General features: G+C 24.6%; 14 protein-coding genes and 1 tRNA gene. 4 read left to right on the top strand and 11 right to left on the bottom strand.

Annotation, left to right across the window (positions count from 1 at the left end):
* Positions 1 to 63: 63 nt before the first annotated feature.
* The gene (arcA, locus tag HLA92_RS00510; protein WP_171112468.1) at positions 64 to 1,284 is read right to left on the bottom strand and encodes an arginine deiminase; all 1,221 of its coding nucleotides are present in this window, start codon (positions 1,282 to 1,284) and stop codon (positions 64 to 66) included.
* A 386-nt stretch (positions 1,285 to 1,670) separates the two neighbouring features.
* Here arcA and rpoE point away from each other — a divergent pair, with 386 nt between their 5' ends.
* The 3 genes from rpoE (at position 1,671) to rpmE (ending at position 2,902) form a co-directional block, all read left to right on the top strand.
* Positions 1,671 to 1,925 (top strand): DNA-directed RNA polymerase subunit delta, encoded by a 255-nt coding sequence (gene rpoE, locus HLA92_RS00505; protein ID WP_171112466.1) that lies wholly within the window; start codon positions 1,671 to 1,673, stop codon positions 1,923 to 1,925.
* A gap of 88 nt (positions 1,926 to 2,013) precedes the next feature.
* Complete coding sequence (locus HLA92_RS00500; protein WP_171112463.1) at positions 2,014 to 2,631, top strand: thermonuclease family protein; 618 nt, start codon at positions 2,014 to 2,016, stop codon at positions 2,629 to 2,631.
* Between the two features lie 55 nt (positions 2,632 to 2,686).
* Positions 2,687 to 2,902, top strand: coding sequence for a 50S ribosomal protein L31 (rpmE, locus tag HLA92_RS00495; protein WP_171112461.1), 216 nt, complete (start codon positions 2,687 to 2,689; stop codon positions 2,900 to 2,902).
* A gap of 115 nt (positions 2,903 to 3,017) precedes the next feature.
* On the opposite strand, the gene HLA92_RS00490 is transcribed toward rpmE, so the two are convergent.
* From HLA92_RS00490 to glyA, 5 genes are all read right to left on the bottom strand, one after another.
* Entirely contained in the window at positions 3,018 to 4,511 is a 1,494-nt protein-coding gene (locus HLA92_RS00490; RefSeq protein WP_171112458.1) for an APC family permease, read from the bottom strand.
* A 125-nt stretch (positions 4,512 to 4,636) separates the two neighbouring features.
* The gene (locus HLA92_RS00485; RefSeq protein ID WP_171112456.1) at positions 4,637 to 5,686 is read right to left on the bottom strand and encodes an LLM class flavin-dependent oxidoreductase; all 1,050 of its coding nucleotides are present in this window, start codon (positions 5,684 to 5,686) and stop codon (positions 4,637 to 4,639) included.
* Positions 5,687 to 5,690: 4 nt separating this feature from the next.
* A complete protein-coding gene (locus HLA92_RS00480) occupies positions 5,691 to 6,761 on the bottom strand; it encodes an LLM class flavin-dependent oxidoreductase (RefSeq protein WP_171112454.1) in 1,071 nt (356 codons plus the stop codon).
* Positions 6,762 to 6,783: 22 nt separating this feature from the next.
* On the bottom strand, positions 6,784 to 7,155 hold the full coding sequence (locus HLA92_RS00475; RefSeq protein ID WP_212751822.1) for a MarR family winged helix-turn-helix transcriptional regulator: 372 nt from the start codon (positions 7,153 to 7,155) through the stop codon (positions 6,784 to 6,786).
* A 133-nt stretch (positions 7,156 to 7,288) separates the two neighbouring features.
* A complete protein-coding gene (gene glyA / locus HLA92_RS00470; RefSeq protein ID WP_272869776.1) occupies positions 7,289 to 8,545 on the bottom strand; it encodes a serine hydroxymethyltransferase in 1,257 nt (418 codons plus the stop codon).
* Between the two features lie 84 nt (positions 8,546 to 8,629).
* Here glyA and HLA92_RS00465 point away from each other — a divergent pair.
* Positions 8,630 to 8,705 (top strand) — tRNA-Lys (locus HLA92_RS00465).
* A gap of 106 nt (positions 8,706 to 8,811) precedes the next feature.
* Here the strand turns inward: HLA92_RS00465 and rpsO are convergent.
* The 5 genes from rpsO to HLA92_RS00440 form a co-directional block, all read right to left on the bottom strand.
* Positions 8,812 to 9,078 carry a 30S ribosomal protein S15 gene (gene rpsO / locus HLA92_RS00460; protein WP_171112452.1) on the bottom strand — a complete coding sequence of 89 codons (267 nt, stop codon included), beginning with the start codon at positions 9,076 to 9,078 and terminating at the stop codon, positions 8,812 to 8,814.
* A 75-nt stretch (positions 9,079 to 9,153) separates the two neighbouring features.
* The gene (locus tag HLA92_RS00455) at positions 9,154 to 9,990 is read right to left on the bottom strand and encodes an FAD synthase (RefSeq protein ID WP_171112450.1); all 837 of its coding nucleotides are present in this window, start codon (positions 9,988 to 9,990) and stop codon (positions 9,154 to 9,156) included.
* Positions 9,991 to 9,992: 2 nt separating this feature from the next.
* Entirely contained in the window at positions 9,993 to 10,814 is an 822-nt protein-coding gene (locus HLA92_RS00450; protein ID WP_171112448.1) for a YcsE-related riboflavin metabolism phosphatase, read from the bottom strand.
* A complete protein-coding gene (gene truB, locus HLA92_RS00445) occupies positions 10,814 to 11,671 on the bottom strand; it encodes a tRNA pseudouridine(55) synthase TruB (RefSeq protein WP_171112446.1) in 858 nt (285 codons plus the stop codon). Before truB ends, HLA92_RS00450 begins: the two co-directional genes overlap by 1 nt.
* Before the next feature lie 67 nt (positions 11,672 to 11,738).
* Positions 11,739 to 12,206: an MORN repeat-containing protein gene (locus HLA92_RS00440; RefSeq protein WP_171112444.1), complete on the bottom strand. Its 468-nt coding sequence runs from the start codon at positions 12,204 to 12,206 to the stop codon at positions 11,739 to 11,741.
* Positions 12,207 to 12,299: the final 93 nt, after the last annotated feature.

The following is a 12,299-nucleotide window of genomic DNA, read 5'->3' as shown; positions in this document are numbered from 1 at the left end:
TTTTGCTTCTATAAATTATAAAACAAATAATCTAATATTTAATTATAATGTATAAAATGTTTATTATTTAACGTCTTTACGTGATAAAGGCATTGACATACAACGCGCATTACCCATACCTAGTGATAATTGATTTCCATGGAATGGAATAACTGTAATTCCAGCTTTTTCTAATGCTGCATTTGTTTTGAAGTTACGTGAATAACCAACAACTACACCTGGAGCTACTGCTAAGTAGTTTGTTCCATCAAAGTGTGTTTCACGTTCTACGTCCATTCTTGAAGCACCTTCACCTGCTATAGGTATTAAAATAGGTTTTTCATGAATAATTGATTCTAATAATTCTTCTAATGGTAATCCATTTTCTTTTGGTTGTGGATTTTCTTGTGTTAAGTCATAGTCTCAGAATTTTAATACTTCTAATAAAATTGGAGAATATAAGAATTTGTTTTTGTCTAACATTGTTAATCATGTATCTAAGTGCATTAAGTTTGTTCATTTTGGAACATTAACTGCAACAATACGTTTAAATTCAACTTCTTTGTTTTTTGAAATATTTTTAGCTAATAAAGTAACTGTTTCTAAATCTGTTCTTTCAGATACTCCAATAACTAATGTTTCGTTTGTGTAAATAAATACGTCTCCACCTTCGATTGATAATTTTTGTGATGGATCGTAGTATCATGGTGTATTTACTAATTTAGGGTGATTTTTAAATACAAAACGTGAGAATAATGTTTCTCTTTGTCTTACTACATAACGCATGTAGTGAATTGTAACACCATTTCCAACTGATGCAAATGGATCACGAGTAAAGTATAAGTTAGGCATTGGATCAATAATTAATTCTGGTCCTTCTTTAATTCCTAAATCATATTTAGTAATTCCACTCATCATAAATTCAACTTTTTCTCTAGTTGATTTTTCTTTTAAGAATTTTCTTACATGAGATTTATTTTCTTCTGTTAATACAGGAACTGCTTCTTCTAAGAATTCTTCTATTAATTGATCTTGTGTTTCTTTTGAAACTAAATCAAATGTTTCTGAAATTAAATCTGTTAGTTCAACAACGTTAATACCTCTATCTAGTAATGACTTAACAAAGTTTTTATGTTCTTTACGTGCATCATTGCTTTCTAAAATAGCTGAGAATAATAACTCATCAAGTCTTGATGGGGTAATATAATCGATTTCTCGCCCTGGTTCATGAACTAATACAGATTCTAATTCACCGATTTCACTATAAACGTGAATACCATTAAAGTTTTTATTAAAAACTGACATTTTTACCTCTTTATTTTATTTTTTAGAATTTTTTATGAAATATAAATATATTTAGAATTTTGTGCTATAATTGCTTTTGATCTTTTTATTCTTTATGAAAAAATGATCCAAATAAGGTTATATATTGCAAAATTATTATGATATATTTATACAAAATAATTATAGCACAATAATAAAAGCATATATATTTATATATGCACTCTATAAATAATAATTTGAAATTAACTATTTCCTAAATTTATATATTCTTTTTCTTTCTATTTTCTCAAAAGTCATTTTTAAATTATTTATTATGTTATTTTTAGTTTCCTTTAATTTCTTATGTATAAAATATAATATAATATGTTCATACAAAAGTGATATAACTATGATCTGAGGTATAAATTATGAATAATGAAACAATGTTAACCATTTCGATAAAAGCTTTTTTAGATAATAAAAAAGAAGAGTTAGATTTTGAAACTATTTTCCAATACGTAAAAAAACATTTTATGGAAAAATGAACAATTGAAAACAACGATCTTTTATCCGAAGATAAGCTTTTAGAGAAAAAACGGGGAGAACTATATAAACTTTTAACCGTTGATAGACAATTTAATCGACTAGCAGATGGTAGATGATTAATTGTACAAAATAATTAACAAATAAATTAAAAGTGGACAAAAATGTTAATATTTTTGTCCATATTTAAATTTTTTGTTTTTTTATCTTTTTTTTACTTTAAATAATGTGAAAAACAAAAAACTTATAATAAAATTCATTTTCTTTTTAAGTTATTTATTTTTAAGTACTACTTTTGTAAGTTGTTATTTTAATAACAACATTCAAACTATAAAAAACAATAGTCATTATTCATTAACTAAAGAAAAAATTATTGAAGTAATTGATGGAGATACATTAAAAACTTCTAAAAATGAATTAATAAGATTACAAGGTATAGATACTCCTGAATCAAGAAGAAAAATAAATAATAATTGACATTTAACAAAAGGATTGGAAAACAGTTGAGCATTAAAAGCTAAAAATTTTTTAAAAGAGTTAATATTTAAAAATGATTCAACAATATACATAGATCACAAATTTCAAACCTATGATCGTTATAAAAGAACAGTAACACAAATATTTGATCTAAATCAAAATTCTATTAATTTAAAAATAATAAAAAATGGATTAGCAAGAGTAAATTATATTTCGCTGAATTTTAAGAGTATATATTACACTAAAAATAAGGAATATTATTTTCAATTATTAAATGTAGAACAAAAAGCAAGGCAAAGTAAAGCTGGCTTTTGAGCACAAGTAGATAAAATTGATCAAATTTTCAAAACTAAAACAATAAAAATTTAAAAAGAATAAAAATATGATAAAATAAAATATACTAAATGAAAAGGAGTAACTTTATATGAAACAAGGTATCCATCCAGAATACAAAGAAATGAAAATAGCTTGCTCATCATGCGGAACAGAACATGAATTTGGAACAACAGCTACTAAAATATCAATAGATGTTTGTTCAAATTGTCATCCTTTTTACACTGGAAATAGAACTTCTGCTAAAGCTACAGGACAAGTTGAAAAATTTAATCGTAGATTCCAAAAATCTCAAGATAAAAAATAAAAATTTTGTTAATAAAGAAATAATCATCGCAGGTAAACTGTGATTTTTTATTATTTTTTTTTAAAAAAAAGTACTCACAATAACTAAACTAGAAGTGAGTACAAATTTTATTTTATTAATCGATTTGGATAAGTGTCGGAAACTCTTCAATTAAATTTCTTTTATTAATTTTCTTTTCTAAATAGAAATTTAAGTATGGGATGCAAAGAAAAACTAAAACCATTAATATATTTAATAAATAAGGTAAGTAGTGTTTAATCAAGTGTTCATTAAGACTTAAAAATAGCCCTCAATTTGCTGGATTTTGCAATGTATCATCGAATAAAAATGTTGCAGAAGTAACTAAATAACCAATTTCAGCTACTAAAATACCAAAGACAGCAATAAATGACATTGTATAAAATAGATAACTATTTATTTTTTTAGTTTCACTTATTTTATGTCGATTTTTTGAATATATGAAAATAATTATTATATATATCATAAAAAATATCGCAACAATAAAATTAGTAAAAGCATCAATTAAAATATCTGTGTTTAAAATAATTGAAGGAATGAAAATAAAAATTCCTCAAATTGTTTTAATAATTATTGAAATTAAAAAAGCTGATTTTTTAGTTCCAAATTTATTTACTAAATAATTACTTCCGAATATTAATTTAGCATTAACCATATTTTCTATTTCATTTACAAATGCACCAGTTATTCCATTAATTACTCCTAATGTAGAAATGATTAAAAAGAATAAAATAATATTAGATAATAAACTTGCGTTTTTTATTTTTAATGAATCTAAAATAAGATCTTCAATTTTCCCTTGGTTATGTAAAATAGATGAAATTGCAATTAAAGTATATAAAATAGTTACAATAGACATTCCCAAAATAATAACTTTAGGAAGATTTTTGGCACTATTTTTAACTTTATTTCCAATTGAACCTGAAATTAAGAAAGCATCATACGAAAATAATATAGCTGGTAAAATAACTACAACAGCTTTAATTGAAAATGATTTATTTATAAATGCATTAATTCCCCCATTATTATGTTCAAATGGAAAAATAATCCCAACAATTAGTGCAAATAATAAAGGAATAAATTTAATAAATGTAACAATTGTTTGAAAAAATGCAGAAATGTATGTAGAAATTAAATTTAAAACTATAAAAAATATACTTAAAAATATTCCCACTATAACATGAACTCAAATAGGAAATATTGAACTAAAATCTAAATTAAATGATTTAGATATAAAATAAAAAAATATTTCAGAACCAAAAATTCCTAAAACAGAAATTAAAATACCATAATAAAAGAGTGCATAAGCGTTATTTACAAAGTAACCAAAGTGTTTACCTGCTATCTTATAGGCTCAATTACTAATTCCTGACAGTTTTGTATGTTTAAAAGAACCAATTTCTCCAAAACAAACAGCACAAGAAATGGAAATAATTCCCCCGATAATTCAAGCTATTAATCAGGTTAATCCATCATTATTTGTTGCTTTTGATACTGATTGGTTTTTAAAAAATATTCCTATTCCAACTACTGATCCTACTAACATCATAATTGAAAAGAATACACCAATTTTTTTAACTTGATTTTGCATAAATATCCTTTCAATATAAATTAATATTCATATTATAACATAAAAAAACAATAAATTCTTAGGCTTTTTAGCAATGATAAAAAACTCGATTTTAGAGATTCGAGTCTAATTTTTGTTTATTTATTTTATTTATTTTTAAAATAGTTTTTAACAACTGGAATGACTTCAGTTGCATATAATCTAATAGCTTTTAAAATATCTTGATGTTTTAAAGAACCAATTGGTAAATGTAATAAAAATCTATCAATTTGTAAATCTTCTATAAAATCAATAATCTTTTTAGCAACTGTTTTTGGACTTCCAACAAAAAATGGTTTTTTATCTCCTAATCCATTTAGATATCCTTCATAAGTTAAAGGTCTTCATTTTTCTCTTTCAGTTGCTAATTGATCTACTAATATTTTAGTTGGAATAAAATATTTATCTTGCGCTTCTTTATCAGTTTCTGCAATAAATCCTCATGAGTGAGTAGCTACTTTAATATTTTCTTTTTTATGTCCTGATTCAAGAGCTACTTTTTTATAAGTACTTATTAAATCAGATCATTTATTTCAATTACCTCATATAATTGCATAATTTATAAAATGACCTTGTTTTGCAATTTTATAAGTAGATTCTTCAGTACCACCTGTTGCTATTCAAATTGGTAATTTTTTATTATTAGCAACTCGAGGATAAATTCCGGTATTTGTAACAGAGTGAGTAAATTTACCTTGTCAATTTAGTATTTCATTATCATTAATTTTTTTAAACATTTCTAATTTTTCATCAAATAATTTAGCATAATTTTCTAATTTATAACCAAATAATGGAAATGATTCAGTAAATGAACCTCTTCCCACCATAATTTCAGCTCTACCATTGGAAATTGCATCAATTGTTGAAAATTGTTGATAAACTCTAATTGGATCAATTGAAGAAATCACAGTTACTGCAGAAGATAATTTAATATTTTTAGTAGTTGCAGCAGCGGCTGCTAAAACAATTTCAGGTGCTGATACTGCAAAATCTTTACGATGATGTTCACCAATTGCATAAACATCAACACCTAATTTATCAGCTAATTGCACTTCTTCCATCATATTTTGGATTCTTTTATGATGTTCTAAAGGTTTGTTTTCACCTTCAATTAATGTTGTTTCACCAAAGCTACTAATTCCTAGCTCTATTTCCATAAAATTACATTCCTGGTTCTCTTTTTTGTTTATCTTTGAAATATTCTCTTACTTTTGGTGCAACTTCTTTTCCAAAAATTTCAATAGATCTTAATACATCTTGATGTTTCATAGATCCAACTGGAATATGTAAATAAAATCTATCTATTCCTAAATATTCCATTGTAGAAATTATTTTCTTAGTGACACGTTTAGCATCACCTACAAAAATAGCTCCATCATCTGAAACACTAGTTAAATATTGTTCTTTTGTAAGTGGTTCTCAATGTGGTCTTTCTTTGGAAATTTGATCTACTAATTGTTTTGTAGGATGAAAATATTTATCAATTGCCTCTTGGTCATTATCACCTAAAAAACCTCATGAATGTGTTGAAACTTGTAATTGTTCATCACTAAATCCAAACTGTCTTCCAATACTACGATAAGCATCAATTAAACCTTTAAAGTATTTAGGAGAACCACCAATAACAGCATATGAAATAGGAAGACCTTGTTTTGCTATATTCACAGTAGATTCAGGATTTCCACCAGTTGCTACTCAAATAGGTAATTTAGCATTGTTTGCAATACGTGGATAAATTCCAGTATTTGTAACAGATTGAGTAAATTTACCTTGTCAATTTAGTATTTCATTATCATTAATTTTTTTAAACATTTCTAATTTTTCATTAAATAATTCAGCATAATTTTCTAATTTATAACCAAATAATGGAAATGATTCAGTAAATGAACCTCTGCCCACCATAATTTCAGCTCTACCATTGGAAATTGCATCAATTGTTGAAAATTGTTGATAAACTCTAATCGGATCAATAGAAGATAAAATTGTCACTGCAGTAGATAATTTAATATTTTTAGTAACTGCCGCTCCAGCAGCTAAAAGAATTTCAGGTGCTGATACTGCAAAGTCTTTACGATGATGTTCACCAATTGCATAAACATCTAAACCAACTTCATCAGCTAGTTTCATTTCTTCAATCATATCTCTAATTCTTTGGTCATGAGCTATTGCTACTTCTTGACCTTCAATAATTGTTGTTTCACCAAATGTTGTAATTCCTAATTCTACTTTCATTTTGTACCTTCTTTTATATAGTTTATATTTTTTGTAATAATTTATTTAATAATAAAATTTCTTCTTCTTTTAAATTTTTAAAAATATTTTTGGTATTTAGTTTATGAAGAGGAAAAATTTCAGATATTAAGTTTTTACCTTTTTGTGTAATATCAACCCAAAAAATTCTTTTATCTGTACTACATATAGTTCGTATTACATAGTTTTTTTGTTCTAATTTATCAATAACATAAGTAACACTACCACTTGTTAATAAAATGTGTTTTCTTATTTCATCAATATTTTTTCTACCTTTATGGAAGAGGTATTCAAGAACAGCAAATTCACTTTGATTTATATCATAATTTAATAATGTTTGCTTTAAATCTAAGATGAGTTTATTATTAGCTCTCATAATACCTATAACACTTTTTAACTCTTTAATAATAACCTCCTAATATCTTGAATTCAAGATAAATTATACAACTATATTTTAAAAATTTTAAAAAAATAAAAATGTTGTTAGAAAACAACACCTTTACTTATTTTTATTCATTAACAGTGTATTTTTTGATTGGAAAATCTGCAGATAATTTTAAAATTTCTTTTTTAATTATTTCATGTAATACAAAATTTTCTGGTTCTGATAATGCTTTATGAATTAAATTAGCTAATATAATAAATTGATTTTCAGTGAATCCTCTAGTAGTCATTGCGGCAACACCTAAACGAATTCCACTAGTAACTGTGGGTTTTTCTTGGTCTTGAGGAATTGAATTTTTATTTGCTGTAATTTTAATAATACTTAAAATATCAGCAGCTTTTTTTCCAGTTAAACCATATGATGTTTTAACATCAATTATAAATAAATGATTTTGAGTTAAACCAGAAATTACTTTTACACCTTTTGAGATGAATTGACGACAAAAAACATTTGCATTTAAAATAATTTGTTGAGCATATTTTTTAAAATCATGAGTTAATGCTTCATTAAATGAAACAGCTTTAGCTGCAATTTGGTGTACTAATGGGCCACCTTGATAACCTGGAAAAACTGAACGATTAATTTTTTTAATAATTTCTTCTGAATTAGTTAAAATTATTGCTCCTCTAGTCCCTCTTAATGTTTTATGAGTTGTTGTCATAACAACATCTGCATAAGGGAATGGTGAAGGATGTTCACCTGCAACAACTAAACCGGCAATATGGCTAATATCAGCAAATAAATATGCTCCTACTTTATTAGCAATTTCTCTAAATCTTTTAAAATCAATAATTTGTGAATAAGCACTATATCCTGTAATTATCATTTTAGGTTTCACTTCTAATGCTATTTGTTCGATTTTATCATAATCTAAAATTCCATTTTCATCAACTTCATAAAAATGACTATCATAAAATTTTCCACTAAATGAAATTTTATAACCATGTGTTAAATGTCCTCCAGATGATAATTGAAGACCTAAAACACGATCATTAGGTTCACATAATGACATATAAACTGCTGCATTAGCAACTGATCCACTATAAGGTTGAACATTTGCATATGCACAACTAAATAATTGGCAAGCTCTACTAATTGCAATTTTTTCTATTTCATCTGCATACTCACAACCATCATAATATCTAGCATTTGGATAACCTTCTGCATACTTATTAGTTAAACAACTTCCAGCAGCTTTCATAACATCTTCTGAAACGTAATTTTCAGATGCAATCAGTTCAATATTTTCATTTTGTCTTTGTGCTTCTTTATTAATTAATTCCGCAATTTCTTTATCTCTTAAATCTACTTTCTTATACATTATGCCTCCAGATTTTGATATTATAATATTATACTTTATTTTTTATATCAATAAAAATATTTTTGTGATATATTAATTATATATGCATCATTAGCTCAGTTGGTAGAGCAGGAGACTCTTAATCTTCGGGTCACAGGTTCGAGCCCTGTATGGTGTACCATATGTTATTCATCAAAAACTCATTATTTTGAGTTTTTTATTTAATTTTTTAATAAAAAACTCAAGCTACATTAAAAATGTAAACTTGAGTGTTATGAAAATTCGGATTATTTTCTTATTTTTAGTTCTTGAATTAATTTGAAATAAGCATTTTGATCATTTGCTTTTAAATATGATAATAATGATTTACGGTGATTAACTTTAGCCATAAATCCACGCATTGAGTGTAAATCTTTTTTGTTTGTTTGGAAATGTTTTTTTAATGATTCAATATCTTCTGTTAAAATAGCAATTTGAACTTCGATAGATCCTGAATCTTTTTCATTTTTTCCAAATTTTTTAATTAATTCAAGTTTTTTTTCTTTTGTTATCATTTTTCTCCTTTTAAACCCAGCATAAAATATTTTTTTAAACCGAGCAAAAAATATATTTTGCAATGTGCAAACATATTATACATTATTTTTAAAAAATTTCATTGCTTCTTGCAAATCAGATTTAAAAATTTTATTTTCTGCAATATGATTAATATTTCTAAAAAATTTAATAACTTCAATAAATAATTCATCAAAAAATAAAATATCTTCATCTAGATCTAAAAACACAACTTGATTTTCTTTTTCTTGGTAGTTTATAAAAATAAATCCGTGATATTCAATATCTTTATAAACTAAATTACAAAAATAAATTCCAGCAGGTAATTTGATTAAGTTTTTAGGAAAATCAAATTTGTAATCTTTAACTGCAACAATAAAAGCATAATCTTCAATTAATAAATTATTAGTTGTATCTAAATTTCCTTCTTTAATTAATTGTCTGATAATAGTGCTTGAAATTTTATTGTTATTAACTTTCTTTTCTTTTATTATATGAGTTATAAAATGTTGTTTTAACATTTGGTTATTACCTTGACGGTTAAATCCAAATTTAAAATCAGAACCTGCAATTACTGTTGTAACATTTAAATTTTTTAACTCATTAATAAACTTTAAAGGATCAATGTTTTTAAAATTATCATCAAAATTTATTACAATAGTTTTATCTACTTGTAAATGTTCTAATGTATAAATTCTTGTTTTGAGTTGAAAAATTTTTTCATTATTATTTTGTTTATTTTTAAATAATAAACAAGCAATTTGCACATTTTTATTTTGATTTTTTAGTTGTTTTGCTAATTTAAATAATTCATAATGACCTAAATGTAGAGATTCAAATGCACCTAGAATCATAATAATTTCAGGTTTATTTTCATTTTCTCTATGTTCAATAGGTCAATTATAAACATCCATAATTAATCAATAAATCCTTTTTCTAATAAGTACTTATAAGTACCAAAATCATCAACATGATAAGCTATATCATCTGCAATTTCTTTTAAGGTTTCTTCAGCATTTGCCATTGCAACACCTAAACCAACTTCTTCTAACATTTCACGATCATTACCTGAATCACCAAAGGCAATAACTTGTTCTAAAGAGATGTTTAATTTTTGTGCTAAAATATCTAAACTTTTAGCTTTATTAACTCCTTTAGTAGCCACAAAAACTCCACCTTCTCAGTTAGCTTGTACTGATAAATTTAGATTATTGTAATTAAACAAGTTTTCATAATATTTTTTAGTTAAAGGAATTTCTTTTGAAATGATAGTAATTAAAAAGTTTGATTTATCTTCTGAATTAAAATATTCTTCAATATCAAAAAAATCTTTTTTAAATGGTTTATAAAATCAATGGTCAATGTTAAAGTATTTATTGTAATAACCTTTATTTTTGCCTACTATTGAAAAAGCTATTTCTAAATCTTTAGTATTCTCATAAAATACTTTAAAATCATCAAAACTTATTTGTTGTTCAAAAATATACTCATTTTTTTGTACATCTAAAATAAATGATCCATTACCACCGATAAAATAATCAACGTAAGGGGTATCTAATTTATTTCCAATTGTAAAAATATCCCTAGCAGTAGAAAAAGCAATTACAAATCCTTTTTCTTTTAATTTTTTAAACATTTTTTTAATTGTATTTGATAATGGTAAATTTTTTTCACCATCTTTAAATGGTAAAATAGTTCCATCGATATCAAAAGCAATTAATTTGTATTTTTTATTCATTATGGATCTCTTTTCTCTATTTCTTTTAAAACTTGGGGTCAAAAAATTTTGATAATATTTACCTTATTATCAAGAAATTCTGCAATGGCTACAATTGTATCATTATATGTAATTAATCTTTTGCCATTTTCTTTTTTGTCATGAGAAATAGTTTGTCTTTTATTTAATATATTTAATTGTGTATTATTAATTTTATAAAAAAATAGCCCAAATAATTTATAAAAGTCAATTATTTTATAAAAATCTTGATTTTCAGTAATACTAATATTCCCAATGGCATTTCTAAATAAATCAATCATAATCGCATCAGTTTTTAATTCTATTCCTAAATCATGGACAATTGAGCGAATATAAGTTCCTTTTGAAACTTTTGTTTTAAATTTAATTACACCAGTTTCTAAATTATATTCAATTATATCTAAACTATATATTTTAATATCATTTGCTTTTAAAACAAAATCTTGGTTTTGTCTTGCTAATTTATAAGCTCTTATTCCATTTATGTTCTTTGCACTATAATTAGGTGGAGTTTGTTTAGTTTGTTGTTTGATTTTATTAAATGCATCTTCTAAATCTTTTAAAGTGATTTTATTTTGAGGTAAATATGTAACTAATTCCTGAGAATCATAAGAAGGACTAAAAGCTCATAGTTGCATTGTACAGACATATTCTTTATCTTGATTGATTATATAATCAAGTAATTTTGTATCATCATCAGTAGCAACAATTAATAAACCTTGTGCAAGTGGATCTAAAGTACCTGCATGACCTATTTTTTTTATCTGATAATTTTTTTGAAATTCTCTTATCATTTGAAAAGAACTTACAAATTTCTTTTTATTTAATGCATAAAACATATTATCTCCTAGCTTATAAATTTTAAACTATTATTAAAAATAATAAAAAAACTGCTTAGCAGTTTAATTATTTTACTTTATAACCAGAAAGATAAAGTGATTTTATTTTGTCACCATTTGTTTTAGTTAAAATGTATTCACCTTCTTTTTTATTTCTAAAATAATTATAGTTTGCAACATCTCCATTAGCAAAATAAAATGTTGCAGGACCTTCTAAGTAATCATTTTCGTAATTAGTTACTTCTTTATCTCCATTTGCATAATAGAAAGTTGAAGGCCCATGTTTTAAGTTATTTTTGTATAAAAATAATTCTTTATCTCCATTTGCATAAGTCATTGAAGCTTCACCTTCAGCTTTTCCATCTTTATATGTATAAGAACCTTTATCACCATTAGAAACTTCTAATGTTGCAGGACCTTCTTTTTTTCCATTTACATAATTATAATATTCGGTCATACCACATTTAAAATAATAAACAGCAGGACCTTCTTTTTTTCCATCAACTATATCTGATTCTTCTCTATTTTCGTACATACTTCCTCCTATGTCTACAATTAAATTTTAAAACAAAAATTAGAAAATTCAAAAAAAGCATAAAAAAAGACCTAAAAATTTACTTTTTAGATT

It is taken from the genome of Mycoplasma miroungirhinis (assembly GCF_013008815.1).
Taxonomy (GTDB): domain Bacteria; phylum Bacillota_I; class Bacilli_A; order Mycoplasmatales; family Metamycoplasmataceae; genus Metamycoplasma; species Metamycoplasma miroungirhinis.
This window is presented reverse-complemented; position numbering and strand designations above follow the sequence as displayed.